This window comes from Photobacterium ganghwense, from assembly GCF_017329545.1.
Taxonomy (GTDB): Bacteria; Pseudomonadota; Gammaproteobacteria; order Enterobacterales; family Vibrionaceae; genus Photobacterium; species Photobacterium ganghwense.
In genome coordinates this window covers 598,188-622,663 of sequence record NZ_CP071326.1, presented here as the reverse complement: position 1 = coordinate 622,663, position 24,476 = coordinate 598,188, and the positions used below count along the sequence as shown (strand labels likewise).

At 48.5% G+C, this 24,476-nt stretch carries 20 protein-coding genes; 9 read left to right on the top strand and 11 right to left on the bottom strand.

The genetic code is table 11. The features are described 5' to 3' along the window. Window positions 1-127 precede the first annotated feature (127 nt). Window positions 128-1,015 (bottom strand): LysR family transcriptional regulator, encoded by an 888-nt coding sequence (locus tag FH974_RS18705; protein ID WP_047884533.1) that lies wholly within the window; start codon window positions 1,013-1,015, stop codon window positions 128-130. 150 nt (window positions 1,016-1,165) lie between these two features. Between FH974_RS18705 and FH974_RS18700 the strand changes: the two genes are divergently transcribed. The 6 genes from FH974_RS18700 (at window position 1,166) to guaD (ending at window position 10,106) form a co-directional block, all read left to right on the top strand. Next, entirely contained in the window at window positions 1,166-2,518 is a 1,353-nt protein-coding gene (locus tag FH974_RS18700; RefSeq protein ID WP_047884534.1) for an MATE family efflux transporter, read from the top strand. Between the two features lie 229 nt (window positions 2,519-2,747). Continuing rightward, complete coding sequence (locus FH974_RS18695) at window positions 2,748-3,479, top strand: GntR family transcriptional regulator (RefSeq protein ID WP_047884535.1); 732 nt, start codon at window positions 2,748-2,750, stop codon at window positions 3,477-3,479. A gap of 440 nt (window positions 3,480-3,919) precedes the next feature. Further along, the gene (gene xdhA, locus FH974_RS18690) at window positions 3,920-5,368 is read left to right on the top strand and encodes a xanthine dehydrogenase small subunit (RefSeq protein ID WP_047884536.1); all 1,449 of its coding nucleotides are present in this window, start codon (window positions 3,920-3,922) and stop codon (window positions 5,366-5,368) included. After that, a complete protein-coding gene (xdhB, locus tag FH974_RS18685) occupies window positions 5,361-7,754 on the top strand; it encodes a xanthine dehydrogenase molybdopterin binding subunit (protein WP_207104070.1) in 2,394 nt (797 codons plus the stop codon). Before xdhA ends, xdhB begins: the two co-directional genes overlap by 8 nt. A gap of 128 nt (window positions 7,755-7,882) precedes the next feature. Beyond that, the gene (xdhC, locus tag FH974_RS18680) at window positions 7,883-8,734 is read left to right on the top strand and encodes a xanthine dehydrogenase accessory protein XdhC (protein ID WP_207104069.1); all 852 of its coding nucleotides are present in this window, start codon (window positions 7,883-7,885) and stop codon (window positions 8,732-8,734) included. Between the two features lie 37 nt (window positions 8,735-8,771). Beyond that, window positions 8,772-10,106: a guanine deaminase gene (gene guaD / locus FH974_RS18675; protein WP_047884539.1), complete on the top strand. Its 1,335-nt coding sequence runs from the start codon at window positions 8,772-8,774 to the stop codon at window positions 10,104-10,106. 246 nt (window positions 10,107-10,352) lie between these two features. Here guaD and FH974_RS18670 read toward each other — a convergent pair whose 3' ends face one another. After that, on the bottom strand, window positions 10,353-11,327 hold the full coding sequence (locus tag FH974_RS18670; protein ID WP_047884540.1) for a zinc-dependent alcohol dehydrogenase family protein: 975 nt from the start codon (window positions 11,325-11,327) through the stop codon (window positions 10,353-10,355). A gap of 168 nt (window positions 11,328-11,495) precedes the next feature. Here FH974_RS18670 and FH974_RS18665 point away from each other — a divergent pair, with 168 nt between their 5' ends. Next, window positions 11,496-12,380 (top strand): LysR family transcriptional regulator, encoded by an 885-nt coding sequence (locus FH974_RS18665; protein WP_047884541.1) that lies wholly within the window; start codon window positions 11,496-11,498, stop codon window positions 12,378-12,380. Between the two features lie 343 nt (window positions 12,381-12,723). Here FH974_RS18665 and FH974_RS18660 read toward each other — a convergent pair whose 3' ends face one another. The 4 genes from FH974_RS18660 to aldA form a co-directional block, all read right to left on the bottom strand. Next, the gene (locus FH974_RS18660; RefSeq protein ID WP_207104068.1) at window positions 12,724-14,412 is read right to left on the bottom strand and encodes a GMC family oxidoreductase; all 1,689 of its coding nucleotides are present in this window, start codon (window positions 14,410-14,412) and stop codon (window positions 12,724-12,726) included. After that, window positions 14,391-15,623, bottom strand: a complete 1,233-nt coding sequence (locus FH974_RS18655) for a mandelate racemase/muconate lactonizing enzyme family protein (protein WP_047884542.1) — start codon at window positions 15,621-15,623, stop codon at window positions 14,391-14,393. The genes FH974_RS18660 and FH974_RS18655 overlap by 22 nt, the downstream gene beginning before the upstream one ends. Window positions 15,624-15,626: 3 nt before the next feature. Then, complete coding sequence (locus tag FH974_RS18650; protein WP_047884543.1) at window positions 15,627-16,919, bottom strand: MFS transporter; 1,293 nt, start codon at window positions 16,917-16,919, stop codon at window positions 15,627-15,629. A 78-nt stretch (window positions 16,920-16,997) separates the two neighbouring features. Continuing rightward, window positions 16,998-18,422: an aldehyde dehydrogenase gene (gene aldA / locus FH974_RS18645; RefSeq protein ID WP_047884544.1), complete on the bottom strand. Its 1,425-nt coding sequence runs from the start codon at window positions 18,420-18,422 to the stop codon at window positions 16,998-17,000. A gap of 138 nt (window positions 18,423-18,560) precedes the next feature. On the opposite strand from aldA, the gene FH974_RS18640 reads away from it, so the two are divergent. Together FH974_RS18640 and FH974_RS18635 are read left to right on the top strand one after the other, a co-directional pair. Next, entirely contained in the window at window positions 18,561-19,319 is a 759-nt protein-coding gene (locus tag FH974_RS18640; protein WP_047884545.1) for an IclR family transcriptional regulator, read from the top strand. A gap of 22 nt (window positions 19,320-19,341) precedes the next feature. Continuing rightward, a complete protein-coding gene (locus FH974_RS18635) occupies window positions 19,342-20,010 on the top strand; it encodes a glutathione S-transferase family protein (RefSeq protein WP_047884546.1) in 669 nt (222 codons plus the stop codon). Window positions 20,011-20,238: 228 nt separating this feature from the next. Here the strand turns inward: FH974_RS18635 and FH974_RS18630 are convergent, their stop codons facing one another. The 5 genes from FH974_RS18630 to FH974_RS18610 form a co-directional block, all read right to left on the bottom strand. Then, the gene (locus tag FH974_RS18630; RefSeq protein ID WP_047884547.1) at window positions 20,239-20,697 is read right to left on the bottom strand and encodes a MamS/MamX family magnetosome protein; all 459 of its coding nucleotides are present in this window, start codon (window positions 20,695-20,697) and stop codon (window positions 20,239-20,241) included. Between the two features lie 382 nt (window positions 20,698-21,079). Further along, complete coding sequence (locus FH974_RS18625) at window positions 21,080-21,454, bottom strand: RidA family protein (protein WP_047884548.1); 375 nt, start codon at window positions 21,452-21,454, stop codon at window positions 21,080-21,082. 33 nt (window positions 21,455-21,487) lie between these two features. Then, the gene (locus FH974_RS18620; protein ID WP_047884549.1) at window positions 21,488-22,462 is read right to left on the bottom strand and encodes a restriction endonuclease; all 975 of its coding nucleotides are present in this window, start codon (window positions 22,460-22,462) and stop codon (window positions 21,488-21,490) included. Window positions 22,463-22,625: 163 nt separating this feature from the next. Then, the gene (locus FH974_RS18615) at window positions 22,626-23,888 is read right to left on the bottom strand and encodes a urate hydroxylase PuuD (protein WP_047884550.1); all 1,263 of its coding nucleotides are present in this window, start codon (window positions 23,886-23,888) and stop codon (window positions 22,626-22,628) included. 2 nt (window positions 23,889-23,890) lie between these two features. Further along, window positions 23,891-24,469 (bottom strand): ureidoglycolate lyase, encoded by a 579-nt coding sequence (locus FH974_RS18610; protein ID WP_047884551.1) that lies wholly within the window; start codon window positions 24,467-24,469, stop codon window positions 23,891-23,893. Between the last annotated feature and the right edge of the window lie 7 nt (window positions 24,470-24,476).

Here is a 24,476-nt window from a genome sequence, read left to right as displayed (position 1 = left end):
ACGATCTATCCTCTGCCTGGGCAGAATCACATAACTTGACACCGTTTTTACCCAGCAGCTTCACTCTGTGGATTGCTCGCAGATACTGTTGCTCAGTCTTAAGTGGACCTAAAGCAAATAAGTACACTTAGCGCCCATTTTGCTGAAACAAGCGTGCCAGTTCTGTGTACAACCAGTTCATCACCCGTCCCTCACCTTTGTCTCGACGTTTGACCACTCCCATCTCTACCATCAGAGGCTCAGGAATCGCTTCCGTTGACAGCTCAACCAGATAAGGCGCATACCAGTCCTCCCGAATCACATGTTCAGGCACCAAAGCCCATCCAATGCCTCGAATCACCATTGAGGAAATCAGATAGTAGCTATCGATATGCCAGTAATTCGCCGATAGTGGCTTACCTTGACTTCGTCCCATACGATCTCGGATCACCAACTGGCGATAGTCGGTCAACTCACTAATTGTAGGGGCTGGATTTTTCGCCAGCGGATGATGCGGGGCCACCACCAATGCATGTTTAAACTGGCCGATGGAGGTGAATTCCAGGCCGTCCGGTAACGCAGACTGATGGAACACCACTCCGATGTCGGCTTTTTTCTCCGCAACCCACTGTGCAATGTCCTGTTGGGAACCATTTATCACCGTTAGTTTCAGCAGAGGAAAACTCTCTCCAAGCTGCGCAAACAGGGATTCGAACACAGTGATCGGCACAGCTTCGTCCATCGCGATAGTGAACGCACTCTCCTCCCCTGCCGCCATGGTCAATGCCCGTGACTGTAACCGCTGACACTGGGCCAATACGGCCTGAGCTTCTACATACATGTCCTCGCCGCGTACCGTTAAAACGGGCAGCTTGGCACTGCGGTCAAACAGATCAAACCCTAAATCCAGCTCCAGATTGGTAATTGCTGTGCTGACACGAGACTGCGCTTTGCCTAACTTGCGGGCAGCAGCAGTGAATGAGCCTTGCTGTACCGCACTGACAAAGGCTTCCAGTTGGTCAAGAGTCCAGTTCATTCAGTATCTTAGCTCTATCAATTTGAAAACGACTGAGGTGAGTGTAGTGAAGTTTGCGCGCTTTATCCATCCGATTTTCGGATGGTAACTAACTTTGAACAATCCGATTTATGGACATAATGGCCGCATTGAAACTAACCGAGTACAAATATGCAATTACAAGAACACTCAATCGGCAAGAATTTCTGGCGTTTTGCCATTCCTTCTATGGTCGCCATGCTGGTTAATGGTATGTATCAAATCATTGACGGCCTCTTCGTTGGCCACTACATCGGCTATGAAGGCTTAGCTGCCATCAACCTTGCCTGGCCGGTGATCGGTATCTTGACCGGTATCGGCGTCCTGATTGGTATGGGCGCTGGCACGCTGATGTCGATTTTCCGCGGAGAGCAAAACCGCCATCAGGCACGTCATGCTTTGTTTTCCGGCATCGTGCTGACTGTGATTGCCGGACTGCTGATGACCGGTTTGCTCAGCATTACCCGCACTTGGTTAATGACTCAGCAAGGCGCTGAAGGCCACCTGCTAGCAATGGGTGAAGTATACCTAAGGGTATTCAGCACTGGCGCCATTTTCACTATCGCGGCAGGTGCGATGCCAATGTTGGTCAGAAACCTGGACCGTCCTAACCTTGCGACCGGGCTTATGGCTACAGGCGCCGTGTTGAACATTGCACTGGATTATGTGTTTATCGGTGTGATGCAGTGGGGACTAGAGGGCGCAGCGATTGCCACTATCATCGCGCAGGCACTGATTACCATCGCCGCTGTCGGCTACTGTTTTACCCGTCACTCACCGCTCAAATTGACTGCCTCGGCCTGCCGTTTCAAACTGCCTCTGGCGAGTCAGATTGTCAAACTTGGCGTATCACAGTTGTTTATGTATGCCTATTTCAGCTTCGTACTGGCCATCCATAACACCTTATTCATGAGTTATGGCACGCCAGTTCATGTCGGGGCATTTGCAATCATAGGTTACCTTGTCACGCTGTATTATTTGCTGGCAGAAGGTATTGCGATGGGTATGCAGCCACCAGTCAGCTACTATCTGGGTGCGAAGCAGCACGACCGTATCAAGGCCACCGTCATCCTTGCCAGCAAAGTCGTTGTATTCATAGGCATTGCCGCCGTCAGCCTCCTGAACCTTTACCCCGACTTACTGGCGAACCTGTTTGCGCACGGAGACGCGGCGCTGATGGCTGAAACGGTACACGGGATTCGTCTGCATTTATTCGGGTTATTTCTGGATGGATTCATTGTTCTGTCTGCCGTGTACTTTATGGCGATGAATCAAGGGGGGAAAGCATTGTTTATCTCAGCCGGTAATATGATGATTCAGCTCCCATTCCTCTACTGGCTACCAAAAATGCTGGGAATCGATGGGATCTGGCTTGCCATGCCGTTATCCAATATCGCACTGGCAATGATAGTAATTCCAATGATGTGGCACGATTTGCACCGAAAGCCCGCCGTGGTTGCACAAAGCACGTGCACGGCAAGCTAACCCGCCAGATCTGATTCAATTCCCCCAAACACAAGGCGTTAAACGGATTTTTAGTTTAGCGCCTTTCATGTGTACAAAACTTTCCGATTTAATTGTGCACAATAATGGTGATTTTTTTCATCAGGCTGTAAAATGCGTCACACTTCTGAATACCCGTCGCCATCAGTGAAAGCAAAGTCAGTATGATGGTTTTAATAGGGAAATAAAAAGGTTGAAGGTTATAGCGCTGATGGGAAGCCTTAAAAGTTCGATGAAACCAGCCACAAAAACTAAAACTGCCGGTCAGTCACAAGATGATGTCGTTTATTGCCACATCTTTGATGCCATTCTGGAACAACGTCTGCCACCGGCAACCAAGCTCAGCGAAGAAGCACTGGCTGAGATTTTTGGCGTAAGCCGCACTATCATCCGCCGTGCTCTGTTACGTCTGTCTCTGGAGCAGGTAGTTGTCATTCGCCCAAACCGCGGTGCAATGGTAGCCTCACCAACAGTAGATGAAGCAAGGCAAATCATCAAAGCCCGCGAAGTCATGGAACTTGCCATCACAGAACTGGCCGCCGAAAACGCCACCAAAGCTCAGATAGATGAATGCCGCAAGCTGGTCGCAAAAGAAAACAAAGCTTTTGAGCAGGGTGATTACGGCAGTGGTCTTCGCTTGTCTGGCGAGTTTCACATCAAGCTGGCTGAAATGGCAGAGAACGCACCATTACTGGCATTCCAACGCAGCCTGGTTTCTCAGACTTCACTGCTGATTGCCCAGTATGAAACCAGCAATCATTCAAACTGCTCGCAAGATGAACACAGTGCCCTGCTGAATGCCATCGAGTCCGGTGACAAGGAGAAGGCACTGGCTCTGATGCAGGAGCACCTGGATCATATCCGCTCGAAACTGAATCTGGATGGCCGTACAGCATCAAGCGACCTGCATGTGGTTTTCTCTAATGTACTGAAAAATCGCTGAGACTGAGATTTCCCCTTATCAAATCAAGCCACCTTTTTTGGTGGCTTGTTTTTTACAGCATCCTATCAGCCCCCCCTGACACAACTCTCGTAAACTTGCTCCCATCCAGTCTTTTCCTCATATTTACAACTTTTACCTACTCAAAACTGGTTACTTTCGTCCGCCATTTTCTGGGCTAGATTTGTGTCCCAACACAAATTTGAAACAAAATTGTATACAGTTATTGTATCCAAATTACTCAGAGACAGCAGAACATCCTCAAACTTCTATTGAGTGTATCAACAATAAAGATCTGCATTCAGCCCATTTCTTGGTTTTTCCACACCACCAAATGTTATCAACTTGTGAAAAATAAAGTTGACCAACAGGTCAGATTGACCAATTATTGACCCAAAGGTCAGAAAAAATCGAATTAGTGAGTCAATGTACAAGGAGGTCTCTTGATTACTTTTCTGCTCAATCAAGAAATCCGACAAGAAGAGAACTTGTCTCCCAATATGACCGTGCTGAATTATCTACGCACCGTCCAAAAGAAAACAGGTACAAAAGAAGGTTGTGGTTCAGGTGACTGTGGCGCCTGTACCGTTGTGTTAGGCGAACTGGTCGATGGTCGGCTGGAGTACCGTTCGGTCAACTCCTGCCTGACATTTGTATCAGCGCTGCACGGCAAGCAGCTAATCACCGTAGAAGATCTGCAAAACAAAGATAAATCCCTGCACCCGGTACAGCAGGCTATGGTCGAGTTTCACGGCTCGCAGTGCGGTTACTGCACCCCGGGTTTTATCATGTCAATGTTTGCGCTGAGCAAGAACAAGCCCGCCGCAGACAAAGCCGATGTCATGGAATCACTGGCCGGCAACCTGTGCCGTTGTACGGGTTACCGTCCAATTGTTGATGCCGCGTTGTCCCTGTCCTCCGATCAGCCATTGCGGGATCAGTTTGTAGAACTTGAGCGTGAAACCATTGCCAAGCTCAAAGCGATGCAAGCAACGCCTGCTTCCTTGACTGACGGGCGACTGAAAGCATTTTCTCCTCGCACGACCGAAGAACTGGCGAGCCTTTACCAGCAATACCCAGAGGCAAAACTGGTTGCCGGTGGCACAGATTTAGCGCTGGAGGTTACCCAGTTCCACCGCGAAATAGAGACGCTGATCAGCGTGAACCTGGTGCAGGACATGAAAGTCTGCGCTGAAACTGATGATGCATTGATCATTGGCGCTAACGTGCCGATCAGCGATGCTTATCAGCTTCTTGCTACGCATTACAGTGACTTTGGTGAATTGTTACATCGCTTTGCCTCTCTGCAGGTTCGTAACCAAGGCACACTGGGCGGCAATATTGCCAACGCCTCCCCCATTGGTGATGCACCACCGTTACTGCTGGCACTGGGAGCCAATATTAAACTGCGATGCGGCGCCAACACCCGAACCATTCCGCTGGAAGATTTTTTCATCAGTTACAAAGTGACTGCCCGTCAGACCAGTGAATTTATTGAACAGATCATCATTCCTAAGCCCGCAGCCAATACACAGTTCCGTGCTTATAAGCTGTCAAAACGTCTTGATGATGATATTTCTGCGGTTTGCGGTGCCTTTCAAATCACTATTCTGGACGGATCGGTTTCAGACGCCAGAATTGCCTTCGGTGGAATGGCCGCCATTCCCAAGCGAGCCAGTCACTGCGAGGCCAGCCTGACAGGTAAACCCTGGAACAGTGACACCATCAGCAAAGCCATGCAGGCACTGACTCAGGATTTCCAGCCGCTGTCTGATTTTCGGGCCAGCCAGGAGTACCGCACCCTGACAGCTGCCAACATGCTACGCCGGTATTTCATTGAGCAGCAGAACCAGGATAACCACATCGAAACAAGGGTAACGTCTTATGTCTAATGCGAATCACAACACCATGAGCCATGAAGAAATGGTCGCCATCGCGAAGCAGGATCTGAAAACCGGTGTCGGGAAAAGCGTGAAACATGACAGTGCCCCGAAGCAAGTAACCGGTGAAGCGATTTATATTGACGACCGACTGGAATTTCCAAATCAGCTGCACGTGTACGCGCGGCTGAGTACGCATGCCCACGCCAATATCACAAAGCTGGATGTTTCGCCTTGCTATGAGTTTGAAGGTGTTGCGATTGCAATTACCAGCAAAGATATTCCCGGTCAGCTGGATATCGGTGCCGTATTACCGGGCGATCCCCTACTGGCGGACGGAACAGTGGAATACTACGGTCAGCCAGTGCTGGCTGTGGCCGCCAATGATATGGAGACGGCCCGTAAAGCAGCGATGGCGGCAATTGTAGAGTACGAGCCGCTGCCCGCCATTTTGGATGTCAAAGACGCTCTGGCCAGAAAACATTTTGTCTCCGCTAGCCATCAGCAAAAGCGTGGGGATGCTGCCAGCGCGATTGCCGCGGCTAAGCATGTCATTGAAGGTGATCTGGACATTGGCGGTCAGGAACATTTCTATCTTGAAACCCAGGTCAGCAGTGTCATGCCAACCGAAGACGGTGGAATGATTGTCTATACCTCTACCCAGAATCCGACTGAAGTCCAGAAACTGGTCGCCGAAGTGCTCGGCGTTCCCATGCACAAGGTCGTCATCGACATGCGCCGCATGGGTGGCGGCTTTGGGGGGAAAGAAACCCAGGCGGCAGCACCGGCCTGTATGGCTGCAGTCATCGCCCACCTGACAGGACGCCCGACAAAAATGCGCCTGCCTCGTAACGAAGACATGACCATGACAGGTAAACGTCACCCGTTTTATAACCAGTACCGTATTGGTTTTGACGACAATGGTGTGATTCAAGGGGCGGAAATTACCGTATCCGGCAACTGCGGTTATTCGCCGGATTTATCCAATTCCATTGTTGACCGAGCCATGTTCCACTCAGATAACGCCTACTACCTGGGCAACGCCACAGTAACTGGCCATCGTTGTAAAACCAACACGGCCTCGAATACGGCGTACCGTGGTTTTGGCGGCCCGCAAGGCATGATGACGATTGAACACATCATGGATGAAATTGCTCGTTATCTGAAAAAAGATCCGCTGGAAGTACGCAAAGCCAATTACTACGGCGGTGAAGGTCGCAATGTCACCCATTATTATCAGACCGTGGAAGACAACTTTTTGCCGGAAATCACCGAGCAACTGGAACAGAACAGTGACTACCATCATCGCCGCCGCGAGATTGAAGCTTTCAATCGTACCAGCCCGATCCTGAAGAAGGGTCTGGCGATCACCCCGGTAAAATTTGGGATCTCATTTACGGCGACGTTTTTGAATCAGGCCGGTGCGCTGATCCACATCTACACCGATGGCAGTATCCACCTGAATCACGGCGGCACCGAAATGGGGCAAGGTCTGAACACCAAAGTGGCACAGATCGTCGCACAGGAATTTCAGGTTGACATTGATCGCATTCAGATCACCGCGACCAACACCGATAAGGTGCCGAATACCTCACCGACAGCGGCTTCATCCGGCACAGATCTCAACGGTAAGGCGGCTCAAAATGCAGCACAAAACATCAAGCAGCGCCTGATTGATTTTGCTGCCGGTCACTACAAAGTGACACCTGAAGAAGTCACGTTTAAAAACGGCATGGTGATCATTCGTGATGAAATAATCACCTTTGAGGCCTTTGTTCAGCAGGCTTATTTTAATCAGGTCTCGCTGTCTAGCACTGGTTTCTACCGTACCCCGAAAATTCACTATGACCATGAAAAAGCCCGTGGCCGCCCGTTTTACTATTACGCCTACGGCGCATCATGCTCAGAAGTGATCGTCGATACGCTGACCGGGGAATACAAGATCCTGAGGGTCGATATTCTTCATGATGTGGGGGCGTCCCTCAACCCAGCCATTGATATCGGCCAGATTGAAGGTGGTTTTGTTCAGGGGGCTGGCTGGCTGACCACGGAAGAGTTGGTCTGGAACCATGACGGACGCCTGATGACCAACGGCCCGGCCAGTTACAAAATTCCGGCCATTGCCGATATGCCGATCGATTTCCGTACCCATCTGCTGGAAAACCGCAGCAACCCGGAAGATACCGTCTTCCACTCCAAAGCCGTGGGTGAACCGCCCTTTATGCTGGGGATGTCGGTATGGAGTGCGCTGAAAGATGCCATTGCTTCCGTCGCTGTCAATGGAGCGATTTCGAAACTCAATACCCCCGCGACACCAGAGCGCGTGCTAATGGCTATTCAGGCTGTCAGCCAGGGGGCAACTGAGCCAAGCAACAAGGATGAAACCGTGGCGGCGTAACGGAGGAACATCACGATAGTGATTAACCGTGGGCATAACGTGACGTTACAAAAAGCCTCATACCGGAAATTCGCGCAACAGCAACAGCAACAGCAACAGCAGTAAACAGACACAACAAGGGGAACACTATGTTTAAGGACAACTGGATTCACGAGCTGGCAAAATGTGAAGCGAACTGCGAGCCCTGTGTCATCGTCACGGTCTTGGAGGATCGCGGTTCCGTCCCTCGGGATGCCGGTACAAAAATGCTGGTGACCCGCGATCGGGTTATCGCGACCATTGGCGGCGGCCATCTTGAGCATGTCGCTACCCAACAGGCCCGTGAAATGCTGTTGGCTGATGCAAGCACCCTGAAAATTGAGCGCTTTAATTTAGGCGCTCGGCTGGGGCAATGTTGCGGCGGGATGGCGACACTAAGCTTCGAACCCATCGGCACGCAGGAAAAACACCTTGTGCTGTTTGGTGCCGGGCATGTCGCCAAAGCTTTAGTCGCGATACTGGCTACCCTGCCGTTTCGCATCACATGGATAGATTCACGCGCCGAAGAATTTCCGGAAACCTTACCTCACGGTGTCACAAAAGTCGTCAGCGATGATCCGGTTGGTGAGGTCAACCAGCAGCCGCCCAATAGCTACTACCTAGTCATGACACATAATCACCAACTAGACTTTGAGTTAGCAAAATCGATTATCGACCGAGCCGACAGCCGCTATTTCGGCCTGATCGGCTCACTGACCAAACGTAAAAAATTCGACATGCGACTGGCTCAGCGTGGCTACACCCAGACACAGATTCACACCATGATCTGCCCTATCGGCATCAGCATGGTCAATGGTAAACATCCGGCTGAGATTGCCGTTTCTGTTGCCGGTGAACTGATCGCCCATTATCAGGGCCACCCACTTGAACAAAAACGCCCGCAGCCAGACAATGAATCTGAGTCAGTGAACGACGCTGGGCTGGAAGAAAAAATCGCCTAGCCCTTCCTTATGCAAGGAAGTAGAAGGAAAGACACATATGAACACCCATCGTAAGGCCTATCGAGCCAGTATTTTACACAGTCTTGCTGACCCCGCCGTTGTCGGGCAGGAAGCGTCTTACCAGTACTTTGATGACGGTATCCTGGTGGTGGAAAACGGCCACATCACCGACATTGGTGAAGCCGACGAAGTATTAGCAAGGCATCAGAACAATCTCAACGTAACCGAGTACCATAACAAGCTGATCACCGCTGGTTTCATCGACACGCACATTCACTACCCGCAAACGGGTATGATCGCGTCTTACGGTGAACAGCTGCTCGACTGGCTGGAAAACTACACATTTCCGGAAGAACGCCGATTTAAAAACCCGGTCTATGCCCTGAAAGTTGCCCGCCTGTTTTTTGATGAGCTGGCCCGCAACGGCACTACCACAGCACTGGTATTCGGGACCGTCCACAAATCGTCCGTCGATGTATTTTTTGAAGAGGCCGAAAAACGCAACTTGCGCATGATTGCCGGTAAAGTGCTGATGGACCGTAACGCGCCGGACTATTTAACCGATACGCCGGAATCAGGCTACGCCGACTCCAAAGCACTGATTGAGAAATGGCATAAACGTGGTCGCCTGCTGTATGCCGTTACGCCCCGGTTTGCACCAACCAGTACTGATGAACAACTGGCCATGGTCGGCAGACTGCTTAAAGAATACCCTGATGTTTACCTGCACACGCACCTGTCAGAAAACAAAAAAGAAATTGAGTGGGTACTGGAGCTATTTCCTGAACGGGAAAGTTACCTCGACGTTTACGATCACTATGGCTTACTGCACCAGCGGGCGGTGTTTGCTCACGGTATCCATCTTTCAGATTGTGAGTGCCAACGTCTCGCTGAAACCGATTCGGCCATCGCTTTCTGTCCGACGTCTAATTTGTTCCTTGGTTCGGGCTTATTCAACCTGCCAAAAATGGAAGCGTTTAAGATTAAAGTCGGAATGGGCACCGATGTCGGAGCCGGTACCAGCTTCTCACTGCTGCAGACCATGAGTGAAGCCTATAAGATCATGCAGTTACAACAGAAAAAACTGCATCCGTTCAAGTCATTGTATCTGGCGACACTGGGCGGAGCGCATGCTCTGAGCCTGGACGATAAGGTTGGCAATCTTGAGGTCGGTAAAGAGGCCGATTTTGTTGTTCTCGACCTCCATGCCACTCAGTTAATGCGCTTTAGAATGGAGCAGACAAAAACTCTGGAAGAAAAGCTGTTTGTTCTGATGAGTCTGGGCGGGGAACAGGCCGTGTACCAAACCTACATCTATGGCGATCTGGCCTATTCAGCCAATGCTGAAAAGACCAAACAAATCGCCAGCTAAGCACCGTGTTTTACCTCGGCGCTTCGTCTGTGTTCTCGTCTCCTTACCAGCGAAGCGCCACCTTCTGCAACCCAGCCAGCCAATATCCGTGTCCCTCATAAGGTCTAGGATTTAGGTATAGGCTGCGGCCTCAGAACCGTTTAACGTCACTCTCTTTGAAAACGATTGGTGTTCATTCAGCGAACGCCAACAACACTGAACGTAAAAAATCACAGGGCTTCTAAGACCGCGGTTTAACCACGAGCACTACACTTCCAGCACCACTTTGCCGATAGCTTTTTTCGACTCCAACCGTTCATGCCCTTTAGCCACATCCCAGATCGTGAAACGGGATTCATCCAGCAATGGTTTCAGCAACCCGCGATCAACCCAGACTGCGATCTGACGTAAGATCTCGCCATGACGAAATCGCTCAATGCCTTCAGTCATCGGAATTAGCATCAACACGCTGTGAAAACTCAGTCCTTTCAGCGCAACCGGTAAAGTATCGTTAACCGGCAGAATCGTCGCGACTTTGCCGTTAAAGCGCACGGCTTCAAAGCTATTTTGAATATGTTCGCCTGCGATGGTATCGAACACCGCATCAAACCCTTTTCCGTCAGTACACAACCCAACATAATCACTGACCGTCGTATCAGTAACATCAATCACGTAATCAGCACCCAGCGTCTGTGCATGATCGTATTTATGAGGACGAACCGTGGCCGCAACGGTTGCTCCCAGAGCCTTCCCGATTTGTACCGCAATATGCCCGACACCGCCTGTTGCACCGTGAACCAGCAGGGTTTCACCCGGCTGAATATTCATTTTTTCTACCAATGCTTCCCAGGCTGTAATGGCCACCAAAGGCAGAGCTGCTGCTTCTCGCATCGTCAGTGATGCCGGTTTTAGTGCAATCAGCGATTCATCCACCAGCATTTTTTCAGCCAGAGCGCCGTTCATGCCAGCGATACCGCCAGCACAGCCATACACCTCATCGCCAACTCTGAAACGGCTGTTTGGGCTGGTTTCAATCACCACACCGGCAAAATCACCGTGCAAAATTTCCGGCAAATTTTGCGACCAGGGTGTTTCCGAAGCGCGCAGCATCGTATCGATAGGGTTAACACTGGTTGCTCTGACTTCAACAATCACGTGTCCGTCAGTAATTATCGGATCCGGGCGATCTTGCTCTTCAAAAACAGTTACGTCACCCAGACGGGTAAGAATCATGGCTTTCATCGTTTACTCCTGTGGAGATTGCTCTTGAAAATGGCAATTGGAAATGGTTTCAGGAAAAGCTTTTAGGCACAGCTTCTGGAAACGGCTCCCTGCATTCTATGGATTGCCTGTGACGCAACAATATCTCTATAATCAAAACACTTTTGTCTTTTAAGCAAAACTGAATCCATGAGTTTATTTACCCGCCTAATGTACTTTAACTGTGTGGTTGAGCACGGCAGTATCTCGAAAGCCAGCCGTCAGTTCGATGTCCAACCTTCATCCATTTCCCGCCAGTTGGCTGCACTGGAAAATGATTTGGGGGTTCGACTGCTCGATCGGACAACGCGCAATGTCGGGTTGACCGAAGCCGGACAAACGTTTTACCAATATGCCAAACGCATTGTCAGTGAATTCGATGAAGCGCGGGAAGCTGTCAGTGATCTGCACCACAACCCGAGAGGTCAACTGAAAGTCAGTACCACAGTCGGTTTTGGCGAGAGTAAAATCTTGCCGCTGTTGCCACTGTTTCGAAAGCAGTATCCGGATATTGATGTGGCCATTGAACTGACAGAACGCGTGGTAGATATGATTGAGGAAAACGTCGATATCGCGATTCGCAGCGGTCACCTTCCGGACTCGAATCTGATCGCCAAGAAGCTGATGAACAACGATTTTATTCTGTGTGCCAGCCCCGGCTACCTGTCACACAGAGGAACACCTGAACACATTGATGATCTGGCCATTCACGACTGTATTTTGTATGGCTATAAAGGCTGGCACGACTGGTTCGTGATGAACAGCAAGCCGGTCAAACTGGATGTAAACGGCTACATGACCGTCGATTCAGTCAACGGGCAAAAACAGCTGATTCTGCATGGTGGCGGTATCGCCCTGATTCCATTCTGGGCGGTCGAGAAAGAGTTGGCTTCAAGTACGCTGGTGCAGGTTCTGGATAAACACACCTTCAGCCCCTGCGAACAACTGACCGCAACGTATGCGATTTATCAGCACCGTCATTTAGTCTCCAGCAAAATCCGGGCTTTTCTGGACTTTCTGTCCGGGCATTTTTGATGACTTCTACGAGTCCGCGACGTTGATACCACCTTCAGCCTTGCGCTGAAGAAGCGAGGAAACCCAGCAACAAACCAGCATTTACAGCAAAAGGCTCTGGAGCCATTTCGGCAACAGAGCCCGGCAGGAACATTTCATCCTTTGCTCTTTCTGGGAAATTGCCTTTATGCCCTCAAAACGATACAAATCCATGTACAAATAAAAAGGCACATAAAAATAAAACCACGCGAACATAAAAAGCCACATGTGTCTAAAAAAGCCATGCGTCAATAACGCATAGCTTTTTATATACGCCTAGCTTTTTATATCCGTATTGCTTTCGATGTTACTCCAGCACGCTGAATCAGGCACAGTCCTTCATGCTGCCACTTTGTTGGCCAGGAACAGGTTCCGCTGATGCCTGCAAAATTAAATCAGCACCTTTTTCCGCAACCATCATAACCGGAGCGTTGGTATTGCCGGAGGTGATATTCGGGAAAATAGACGCATCAACAACCCTCAATCCCTGAATACCATGCACTTTCAATTCATGATTTACCACCGCATCAACTTCGGTTGGCCCCATGGCACATGACCCACACAAGTGGTAAATCGAGCCACCATTTTCACGAAAATAGGCAATCATTGAGGCATCATCATGCACCAAACCGGCAGGCTTTACTTCTGAGTCGGACAAAGATTGCAGCGCAGGCGAACTCATTATGTTGCGAATCAGCTTGCTGCCCTGAATCACCTCTTGACGATCTTTTTCCGTGCTCAGGTATTTAGGCCTTATTACCGCAGCGTCTTCCGGGTTAGCCGATTTCAGCGCGATCTCTCCCCGACTGCTTGGGCGACAAGAGTTAAAGGCTACCAGAAAACCTGAATATGGATCAGGGACTAACTTCGCATTGGGATCTTTCGGAATCTCGTAAGACAATGGATTGAAGTACAGCTGAATATTCGGATGCTCTTCGTCTTCCCCACCTTTAAAGAATCCCCCCGCCTGATTTACACTGAGCGCCAGCGGCCCTCTGCGATTTAGCAAATACTGAACCCCGGCCTTTGCTTGTCCCCACCAGCTCGTCAGATCATCGTTAAGCGTTTTTTGGTTCGCGCGGTAAAAGAAGCTCACACACACGTGATCCTGCAGGTTCTGGCCGACTGCAGGCAATTCTTTAATAACGTTAATGCCCATAGTTTCTAATTGTTGGCGGTCACCAATGCCGGATAACATCAACAGCTTGGGAGAATCCACCGCCCCGGCAGCCAAGATAACTTCTTTTCGGGCATGAAACACTTTCCGCACGCCGCTGACGTCTACTTCAACCCCCGTTGCTCGCAAATGCCCATCAATGAGCACTTTACGTGTTTGGGTATGATGCGAAATAGTCAGGTTTGAACGTTTCTTTGCCGGTTCCAGGTAAGCGAAACTACTGGAATCTCGCATGCCGTTACGAATGTTAGTTTCGTAAATACCAGCACCTTCAAACTGCGCCCCATTGAAATCATCGTTTAACGGGTATCCCAGCTCTTCACATCCTTTCAGGTAATAATCGCAGATTTTATGCGCATCATGCTTCATCTGTGTGATACCAATCAGCCCTGTTGAGCTGTGATATTCAGTGTCACCCAATGGATGCTGCTCAAGTTTCTTAAAATAAGGCAGAACATCATCATAGCTCCACCCCGGATTGCCCTGTTGTGCCCAGTCATCATAGTCTTTGCGCTGACCACGAACATAGATCATGGCATTGATGGAGCCTGAGCCACCCTGTACCTTACCGCGTGGCGCATAGATTGACCGGCCAGCCATTTCCACTTCTGGCTCACTGTAGTACATGTAATTGTACTTAGGGTGATAATAGGTTTTGGCAAAACCAACCGGCAATTTAAACCAAGGATTGATATCTCTCCCCCCAGCTTCAATCAGCAAAACGGAGTGCTCCCCGGACTCACTCAGTCGGTTAGCAAGTATACATCCTGCCGAGCCTGCACCCACTATGATGTAATCGTACTGCTCCATATTCATTACTCCGGTTTCACTTTCCATGATGTTGAGGATTCTTGGGTGACATCGTAAGGTTTAGAATCCATCGATAAATGCAGTGCGCGCCCTTTGTATGGCGACATGGCTTTAACGACATCCATATTCAGCTCAACACCCAGCCCCGGTTTCTCTGATGGAATGATATAGCCCTTCTCCCAGCGAATGGGTTCCTGCAACACGTCGGCATGGAAACCGCCCCAGGTCATGATACTTTCCTGAATCAGGAAGTTAGGCGTTGCCGTCGCAAGCTGAATGCTGGCTGCGGCGCCTACCGGACCGTTATAAAGATGTGGCGCGATCTGGGCGTAATGCACCTCGGCCAACGCGGCGATTTTCTTCGCCTCCAGAATGCCACCCACACGCCCCAGATTCATTTGCAGGATTGAAGCGGAATGATTGCGCAAAACTTCATGGAATTCATATTTCGTTGTCAGACGCTCTCCGGTCGCAATGGGAATCGACGTTTTGGCGGCGACCCTAGCCATGGCCTCATGCTGACCCGGTGGCACAGGCTCTTCAAACCAGAGCGGGTCAAAAGGCTCAAGCCGCTTTGCAAGCCTGACCGCTGAAGAGACACACATCTGGCCGTGAGTGCCGAACAACAGATCACATTGATTGCCAACCGCTTCACGAATACGGGCACAGAATTGGGCGGACTTATCCATGGCCTCTAACGTCAGTTGATGACCGGAGTACGCGGAGTAAGGGCCTGCGGGATCAAATTTGAGTGCAGTGAACCCCTGCTCCATGTTTTTGATCGCACACTCTACGGCCAGATCTACGCTGTTGTAATCATATTCCCCACGCTTATTCTCCGGATAGAGATACGTATACGAACGCAGTTTGTCATGGACCTTTCCGCCAATCAGTTCATAGACAGGTTTCCCGGCGGCTTTACCTATGATGTCCCAGCACGCCATTTCCAGTCCGCTCACGACCCCCATCATGGTAAGGTCAGGCCTTTGCGTAAAGCCACTGGAGTAGGCTTCGCGATAGAAACGTTCAACATGGTGAGGATTGTGACCTTTCAGATATCGCTCAAAGACATCCTCAATCGCCATCTTCATCACTTCAGGATGGAAAGAGGCAGCGTAAACTTCACCGATCCCTTCAATGCCGCAATCTGTGCGGATTTGAACAAAAATCCAGTACATTCCACCAATATGAGGAGGTGGCGTCGCCACAATATGGGTTTCTAAATGTGTGACTTTCATAAATTAAGCTCCCTGCTTTGCATCAATCATTTGTTTCAATTTCATACAGGCAACCGCGCCAACAAAACCCATCACCGCGATATAGCCAAAATAGAGGTGGTAAACCGTCAATCCTTCGTAATTTTCTGCCAGGTAGCCGTTTAGCATGGGGAGGAATATATCCGGTGTATATGCAATCAGCGATATAACCCCAACAGCCAGACCGGTAACCTGTGGTGGCACTTCGCAGCCATCCAAAATGGCCCAGTACAGACCGCGGATTGCATAGGTCAACACACCAATAAACAGCACCAGCAACAGAAGGAAGAAGATACTTTGCATGCCGGGTAAGACAATCATCAGCAGCAAACCGCAAGATGAACCGACTAACGACACAGCAAGCACATTTTCAATGCGGTACCTGTCCCCAAGAAATCCGGCACCTATCCCGCCAATTGGACGCATCCATAACTTAGCCACAGTGATAAACCCGGCTGTCACGGCTGTGACCTCGTAACTTTGCTGCATGTAGGCTGAAAAGGAGTACGTTGCCCAGAACAGTTGGTAGCCACAAAAGATGACCCCGGCCACCAGCCACATTTCAGGAATTGACGCGAGAAACTTCAGGTTGCTCAGCAAATTGCCTTCGCGAACATTTTTTACTTCTTCGACTTCATTTTTGTTTTTGAAGAACAGGAAGATCACAACCGCCAGCGTCAGACAGGTATAGGCATACAGGTGAATAACCTGCTTTAAGGCCACAGTGGTGGAGTCACCATTGGTTTCAATCATATAGGCAAACAAACCCACGGCGATGGTGGCCAAAACTGCCTCAACCAGACCCCGTCCCCCATCAAGGATTCCAAAGAACCGGCCTTGTTCATTTTTACCGGCCAGCATTTTGACCCCTTTAATCAGTGATGCCCAAAAAGTAAGTCCGGCTGCCAGCCCCCAGCCTAAAAAGATGTAAGGCAAAACTGCTTTGGAAGGAATCGTGGCAAACCACAGGCCAAGTCCTCCTGTTGCTGCCATTGAAAAGGTAATAAGTAAACGTGGGGAAAACTTATCCGCCAGCCAACCGCTAGGCAGGTAGCACACCATGTACATCACGCCCAGAGCGGAGTAATAGCTACCAAGCTCTGAAATGGTGATATTGAACACCTCCAGAATAGAAACCTCGAAGTTTTGGCGCAGATACAACAGCGGGTAAATCGCTCCGCCCGCCAGTAACAGCAGAAGAAATTGAAAGTAGCGGCTAATGCGTTCTTTTTTGGATGTAGGAGTGCCTACAACGTTTTCTATCGTTGCATTTGACATGATTCAGTCCTTTTGTGTTTGCAGGCGCACTTTGTGTCTTTTTATCTGTCGTGCGCCTTTCCGGAGGTAAGCTAGCGATTAGTACTTCGCGATAACTAACCGTGTCTGGGTGTAGTCGAGCATTCCGTGCTTGCCGTCATCACCGCCCAGCCCCGAGCGCTTCCAGCCCTGGTGATACCCCTGATAGGGGTCGGCAGGAATCCGGTTAATGTAGAACTCACCGGCCTCGATGTTATTGGCAACTTTCATCGCATCGCGGTAATTCTCGGTATAGATGAGTGAGGCAAGACCAAACTGATGGTCATTGGCCAGTTCAATGGCTTCATCAATAGTTTTGTAAGTCAGAATTGGCAGCACAGGCCCAAAGATTTCTTCCTGTACGATTTCCATATCCTGACGGCACTGAGTCAGAATCGTAGGCGGGTAAAAATGCCCTTTTCCTTCAGGTATATAACCACCCGTCAGCAGATGCGCACCATCATCGATGGCACGTTCTACCATCTGATGAATATTCAGGCGAGCATTCTCATTCACTAACGGCCCCATGTTGGACGGCTTCAGAGAGCGGGCACCAAACGAGATACTTTCCATTTCCTGTTTCAGTCGCTGAATAAACTCAGCCTGAATAGATTCATGAACATATACACGTTCAACGGCAGTACATAGCTGTCCACAATTTGATGTTTTTGAAATCACAATCTCACGTGCCGCCTTCTCAAGATCAGCGTCAGGAGTAACAATTGCCGGAGTTTTCCCACCGAGCTCAAGTGACGATTTAGCGATGTTCACCTGAGAATATTCCAGCACTTTACGACCCGCCCCGACACTGCCGGTTAAAGTGATCATGCCCACTTTAGGATGTGTACACATGGTTTCTGCCGTGGTGTGATCCATGGTCAGGATGTTTACCACCCCAGCAGGGAGTTCCGCTTCCAAAATGGCCTGGGCAATGGCAAACGCTGAGCAGGGAGTATTATTGCTAGGTCTGACAACCACAGTGTTGCCTGTGATGAGTGCCGGCGCGATTTTACGCAGCAGCGTGTACACCGGGTAATTAAATGGAATGAGACAAGCAACCACCCCGATAGGCTCACGGTGCAACAACAGGTTTTCATCCGGTGTGTCGCTGGGAATAATTTCGCCTTCAATACGTCGAGCCCATTCTGCATGGTAGCGAGTGATATCCGCGGCATAGTGAGTTTCGTTTGTTGCATCTTCTACGCTTTTTCCTGACTCCAGCGCGAGAATCTGACCAATTTCGTCAGCCTTCTCCGCCAACTTATCCGCCAGTTTTTTTAAGTGTTCCCCTCTTTGGATACTCGTCAACTTACGCCAGGTCTTTTGTGCCTGGTTGGCAATGTTCACCGCTTCAAGCACATCGGCTGATGTTGCTGCCGTCACCTGAGCGATCGGCTCTTCGTTCTCAGGGTTGTACACCGTAATCAGATCACTGACGGATGTTTCCTGAAACTGATTGTTTACAAAGTTACGTTCCACTCGCATAAAGTCTCTCCAAGGTGTTTTCACGAATCTTATTGAGCTTTATATAAGTTGGTCAAATGTGAACAATGTAAAAGAATTGTTTTTCCATATATGGAAAAGTATCTGTGACTTCATCTGAACTTACGGGACACAATCTCGATGCCACACACCCACTCTAAAGCCCCTGCTGTTGATGGCGCCATCCAGGTTTTGCAGCTGCTGGCACGCTCATCAAGCTCGTTAACCTTGTCTGAAATTGCAGAAGAGACGGGCCTGGCATATTCAACCACACACAGGCTGATTGACTCTCTTCTGCAACACAACATGATTAGTCTCGACCCGAGTACTAGGAAAAAATACTGCATGGGTGCCACCATCTTTCAGCTGGCTTCAACCGTTTTCAGCCGACAAGATTCCATATCGATTTTTCACCCTATTGCTGAAATTTTGAAGAATGAAACCTACCAGTCAGTGTATTTGAACATTGAAGTAGGCAGCAGAATTGTCGTGATTGCGAAAACCGAATCTTCGATGGCGAAAGTATCCAATGTCTATATAGGTACGACATTCCCTGTTCACGACGCGGCAGCAGGGAAAGCGATTCTCTCCACACGCGATGAAAAATATCAGCGAGAATACCTTTCTCACATATTGCCTAAAGGACTGGATCTCAACAAACGACTGAACATCAAAATAGAAGAACTGAAACAGGCATACCGACTGGGTTATGCCATCGCTGAAGGCGAGTCTGAAAATGATCTTAATTTTATTGCTGCACCGGTTTTAAGCCAAAACAATACAGCCATTGCAGCTATCAGTTTAGGCGTAAATAAAACTGACTTTACTAAGCAAAATATACGCATGTTGTCAGCACATTTAATTCAGGCAACCCGTCAACTTTCGTCTCGATTACAGTGACCTTCACCTAACAGGAGATTTTATGTATCAGCTATATTACTACCCAAATAATGCCAGCCTGGCACCGCACTTTTTGCTATATCACATGGGGCTTGAGTATGAGCTGTTACTGGTGGATAAAAAATCCAATGCTCAGAAATCGGCTGATTATCTTAAACTCAACCCGGCGGGCCGTATTCCAACCTTAATAGATAATGGTATGGCCATTTTTGAAAGCCCAGCCATTTGTATTCACCTCTGCGAACAACACCCTGAATACGGATTGATTCCCCACCTGGGTACGCCAGAACGCCCACTTTTCTTCCAGTGGCTGGCTTACCTCAATAACACCCTGCAAGCCGAACTGATGGTACGTTATTATCCGCACCGTCATACGAATGATGAGTCAACCATTCCCAATATCATTGCCGCACAAGATGAACGCATTTCTGAAGCGTTGACCGTCATTGATGAACAGTTAGCAGGAAAGCCCTATTTACTTGGTGAACACCTGACCGCTTGTGACTTTTTCTTGTTTATGCTCGCCGAATGGTCGCTACCGGTTAAGAAGTCTCCGATGCATTTCCCTCACCTATCAGCTTTCCTGATGAAAATGGCTGCTCACCCGACCGTTCAGGCCGTATGTACGATAGAGGAAATGGATTTGACACCGTTTAATGGTGATGGAGGTGGTGATAGTGGTAAAAATTAAATTGCTTTCTATATGAACGAATTTAAAACTGCTTTTAGGATAAAACATCGCATAAAAACAATTTCCGCTTTCACAGCGGGGTGGTCATCAGCTGTTAAACATTAAACAAACTCCGGCTAATAGTCGGAAACGATTTCAGGAAGCGGATAACAGACGAGCATTGTCGTTATCCGCCTCCCCGAGCATTACCAGAAACCGGCGTTTCGCTGGCTTCAGATGATTTTAAGCCTATTGACGCTTCCATCCACTCCAGACAGGATAACCCTCAGGATCTCGCAATGTCAGCACTTCGTTGCCTTTTCGTACTTCAATCGCAATCATGGCCGGTTGCCCGTCAAACGTAATACGGGAACCTTTTATCGTGACTTTATCATTGGGGGTGATTTTCACATCCTGATTTTCAATGTACCACGCAGGACCAAGATGGACGGAGACGTTACCCTCCGCGGTTTTCACCGTCAGGTGAACACCATAATGCATCCCGTGCATGAGAGTGACTTTATCAACAGAGACTACATCACCGCTGATCGACTCTATAGTTTGCGGGTCATACATCATCCCATATTGAGAACCATGTCCCCATCCACCACTCCCGTGCCATGACATGCCCTGCTGGGCTATCGCTTCACTGGTAAAAGTCACATTCAACAAAATAGCCATTGATATCAACATCATGATGCTTTTCATTCCAGGACTCCTTTTACTGCATTTATCCCACGGTTTATAACAATGAAAGAACAAAACCAGCCCTCAGCACCTGCTTAAAGCAAGCGTCTATGCATGGCGGCCTTTCATTATCCTTGCAAGTTTAGTGGTTAATCTATACCCGCTAAGATCATAAAAATGTGATCAGCTGTACTTGATGAAGAATTAAACACCTTGCAGCGAGAATGAGTCAGCCTGATGCATTCACATTCTTGGCGCAATCTACAGTTAGCCAGGAATGCCAGCTCAGATGTTTCGGGTTAACCTGTCGGGTGTCTGCCTCACAAGTGCAGTTCGACAATAATGGGATAAAAATATCGTCCAAGAATATGCTGGCTGAAAAGACGGACTATAAGTATTTTCACTAAGACAGCGCGACAACCGCCTCGATTTCAATCAGTAGATCCGGATGAATCAGATTAGAGACTTCAACCAATGAACAAGCCGGTAAGAAACTCTCATAAAACCCAAAAAGTTGTTCGCGTATCAATGAGAGTTGACTAATATCCTTAACAAAAATGGTCAACTTGACCAAATCCTCTTTACAGCGTTTTTCGGTTTTCAGTATTTGAGCCAGTTGAGCAAGAATCACTTCGCTCTGTGCAATTAATGGGTCTGACTGCGCTGATGTACCAAAGGCGGTTAGCCCTGACACATACAAGGTATCCTTGTGCTTTACCGCATGCACATAAGGCCCTGCAATAGTCGGCAAATATTCATAGTTCACTCTTTCTGGCATAAAAACTCCTAGTTAAAAATAGTATTATTAATGTTATGCCAAAACACCCATATCAAAAATAAGGTCGGGAGCATACTTGATAACAAATCTAGCAACATCATCACCCGATAGTATATCTATTGGGCACCCAATATTATCAGAAACTTCCATTGCTTTTTTTTCCAAGCTTTCAGTTTTTTCACCTGTCGTAATTAATAGACCGATATCCCCATTATACTTTTCTAAACCTGTTCTAATTTGGTCAATTGCTGATAAGTCAGTATGGTCACCTGAGTACGACTTTATTTGAATAATCATTTTAGTTTCCATATCACTTAATACTAATTGTGACTTAACCGTTACAATGAGATCAGCCCCATAATCAGTACCCCAACCGAATCCGTTTTCTTCGACATCAATGACATTTGGCATTTTTCTAAATACCTTAGCAAGAAATCGTTCAAGATTCTTACTTTTATTCATAGACTGTATTAATACCGTCAGTTCTTTAAGATAGGAATATGTACTCTGCTTTAAATGATATTCTTCTTTGTTTTCTCCTTCAGACAGATTAACTTTGTTACTTTTTATATTATTTATTGATGTATAAAAATCTTCTTGAGCATGAATTCTGTGATATCTATATCGTGGATTTAAGTTAACAGTTGGTAAAACATTAGGATCACGACGTTCAAATTCAATAATTGATTCAATATCTATACTAAAAAAATGCCTAAAATCCGTTCCCCAAGAACATTCAAGCCCTTCGTCAAAACCATAGCGGCTAACAACCTTTGCAGCAACACATCTTCCCCAAGTTGGGACATTTATATGGACAATCCAATCATCTTCTTTTATTTCTAATAAAAATAGCTGTCGCGAGTGCCAATCTGTCCAATTATTTTTAATCAGCAGATTGTGGTTTTCATCTTGAGACCAACCAAATCTGGATTTCCCTGCTTTCAACGAACCTAGTAGCAACCCTTTTTCTTTATTTTCATTACATCCATTAAAAGCCCAAACTGTCATACATCCTGCTCCACAAAATATGAACTCAATATCTTATAACAGGGAAGATACAGTGTTAAGCATGGGGATCATTCATAAAAAAAGCCCCGGACAGGGACCGGGGCGAACACCTAACAGGCGATTAAGAGATTGTTGATTGCAATCTAAGTGGACACTAAGGGACTCATTGCAGTAACGCGCCTTGTTGTACCCATTTGCCGATGAGAGAGCGCTCATCATCTGTCATCTGGGTCAAGTTCCCTAATGGCATCACCTTGGTTTGTACCGCCTGAGCGACGATGCGAGGTGCGTTAGTCTGAATTTCTTCTGCAGTATCCAGAATCACACCGGCAGGTGCAGTTCTGAATGCGGCGTTGGTCGGTGTCGCTGAATGACATTCAGTACACCGGTTGTTTATAACGTCCTTCACTTCAGCAAAAGCAATCGCGTCAGCCGACGAAGGGGTTGCCGAATCCGTTACTGATGCCGAGTTTGAGTCTACGACATTGGATACGGTGGCAGCTTTAGCCGTTACCGACACACTTGGCTGATTGGCATATGGCGATGTCACAAACGCCAGCGCAATCATACCCAACGCGGCAACAGGCACAGTCCAGGCATATTTCTGGCCGTCATGTCGGGTGTTGAAGTAATGGCGCACCAGTACACTGAATACCGCCAGTCCCGCCAGAATTAACCAGTTGTATTCCGAGCCGTAGGTGCTTGGAAAGTGGTTACTGATCATAATGAACAGCACTGGAAGCGTCAGGTAGTTGTTATGGCGCGAACGCAACAGACCTTTTGCTGGCAACTCCGGATCCGGCTCGCGGTTTTCCTCAATCGCTTTCACCAGGCCACGCTGTGCTGGCATGATGACACGGAATACGTTTCCCACCATGATGGTACCGATGATTGCACCCACATGGATGTACGCACCACGGCCACTGAACACCTGTGCCAGGCCGTATGCCGCCCCAACTAACCCGAGGAACAGAACCAGTCCGAGCAGCGCTGGTTTTTTACCCAGTGGCGAGTCACACAAGAAGTCATACACCAGCCAGCCAGCAACCAGGGAACCGATACCAATTGCGATTGCAGTTGATGGTGCCATATCCGCACCCGGTGCAATCAGGTAAATCTTCGCGTTCAGGTAGTAAACGATGAACAGCAGGCAGATTCCAGATATCCAGGTAAAGTAGGCTTCCCACTTAAACCAGTGAAGGTTTTCCGGCATTTTGGGTGGTGCCAGTTTGTATTTTTCCAGGTGGTAGATCCCCCCACCGTGGATTGCCCAAAGGTCTCCGGAAAGGCCGGTTTTCGGATTAACCCTGTTAAGGTTGTTTTCCAGCCATACGAAGTAGAAGGATGCACCTATCCATGCAATCCCGACAATCATATGAATCCAGCGTACTGCCAAATTCAGCCATTCCGTGATATGTGGATCCATTTTTAACTCCTTGACAGCAACTGAGCCGTGTTTGCTTGATGCTGTTTAATGATGGTGTCGCAATGCGGTATGTCCTCTAAATGCAGTGATACCAGCTCGTTTTCAAAATAGACTTCGTCGCAGTTGTTCCCATTACCGGCACGGTCAACAATAAGGAACTGATCCTGTTCGGTCAGTGCCAGCACCGGGTGATGCCACACACCTTTGTGGTAGTTAACACCCTGGCGCCCATTGCTGAGAAACGCGCGGCTCTGGGAGAGCTGCGGGTCGTCTCCTTTAGGGGCAACCACAATTAAGTATGGTTGCCCGAGTAATGGAATAAACGCCTGTGAACCTAGCGGATGACGTTCAAGCATGGATATCGTCAGCGGGTATGTCAGGGGTGTTGCCTGAAAAATGCTGATGATAGCCCTGCCACCCTGCTCTGCTACATCGGCCTGCGCCAGCTGGTGATAACGGCGGGTTGAGCCATTGTTGATCATGAAGTAGTCACGGTTTTCCACTTCAATCACATCGCCAAACGGTGCGAAGGCATCTTGTGTCAGTGGTTCAATCGTTAAACGGCGTAATCCATTACTCATTCTTTAT

What these genes read in the sequence shown, in the direction of transcription:
- FH974_RS18625 (WP_047884548.1), bottom strand. Translation starts at nt 21,454, where the DNA reads ATGCCAGAAAGAGTGAACTATGAATATTTGCCGACTATTGCAGGGCCT.
- FH974_RS18650 (WP_047884543.1), bottom strand. Translation starts at nt 16,919, where the DNA reads ATGTCAAATGCAACGATAGAAAACGTTGTAGGCACTCCTACATCCAAA.
- FH974_RS18655 (WP_047884542.1), bottom strand. Translation starts at nt 15,623, where the DNA reads ATGAAAGTCACACATTTAGAAACCCATATTGTGGCGACGCCACCTCCT.
- FH974_RS18610 (WP_047884551.1), bottom strand. Translation starts at nt 24,469, where the DNA reads ATGAGTAATGGATTACGCCGTTTAACGATTGAACCACTGACACAAGAT.
- FH974_RS18705 (WP_047884533.1), bottom strand. Translation starts at nt 1,015, where the DNA reads ATGAACTGGACTCTTGACCAACTGGAAGCCTTTGTCAGTGCGGTACAG.
- FH974_RS18635 (WP_047884546.1), top strand. Translation starts at nt 19,342, where the DNA reads ATGTATCAGCTATATTACTACCCAAATAATGCCAGCCTGGCACCGCAC.
- FH974_RS18665 (WP_047884541.1), top strand. Translation starts at nt 11,496, where the DNA reads ATGAGTTTATTTACCCGCCTAATGTACTTTAACTGTGTGGTTGAGCAC.
- FH974_RS18615 (WP_047884550.1), bottom strand. Translation starts at nt 23,888, where the DNA reads ATGGATCCACATATCACGGAATGGCTGAATTTGGCAGTACGCTGGATT.
- FH974_RS18660 (WP_207104068.1), bottom strand. Translation starts at nt 14,412, where the DNA reads ATGGAAAGTGAAACCGGAGTAATGAATATGGAGCAGTACGATTACATC.
- FH974_RS18700 (WP_047884534.1), top strand. Translation starts at nt 1,166, where the DNA reads ATGCAATTACAAGAACACTCAATCGGCAAGAATTTCTGGCGTTTTGCC.
- FH974_RS18620 (WP_047884549.1), bottom strand. Translation starts at nt 22,462, where the DNA reads ATGACAGTTTGGGCTTTTAATGGATGTAATGAAAATAAAGAAAAAGGG.
- FH974_RS18670 (WP_047884540.1), bottom strand. Translation starts at nt 11,327, where the DNA reads ATGAAAGCCATGATTCTTACCCGTCTGGGTGACGTAACTGTTTTTGAA.
- aldA (WP_047884544.1), bottom strand. Translation starts at nt 18,422, where the DNA reads ATGCGAGTGGAACGTAACTTTGTAAACAATCAGTTTCAGGAAACATCC.
- FH974_RS18640 (WP_047884545.1), top strand. Translation starts at nt 18,561, where the DNA reads ATGCCACACACCCACTCTAAAGCCCCTGCTGTTGATGGCGCCATCCAG.
- xdhC (WP_207104069.1), top strand. Translation starts at nt 7,883, where the DNA reads ATGTTTAAGGACAACTGGATTCACGAGCTGGCAAAATGTGAAGCGAAC.
- guaD (WP_047884539.1), top strand. Translation starts at nt 8,772, where the DNA reads ATGAACACCCATCGTAAGGCCTATCGAGCCAGTATTTTACACAGTCTT.
- FH974_RS18695 (WP_047884535.1), top strand. Translation starts at nt 2,748, where the DNA reads ATGGGAAGCCTTAAAAGTTCGATGAAACCAGCCACAAAAACTAAAACT.
- FH974_RS18630 (WP_047884547.1), bottom strand. Translation starts at nt 20,697, where the DNA reads ATGAAAAGCATCATGATGTTGATATCAATGGCTATTTTGTTGAATGTG.
- xdhB (WP_207104070.1), top strand. Translation starts at nt 5,361, where the DNA reads ATGTCTAATGCGAATCACAACACCATGAGCCATGAAGAAATGGTCGCC.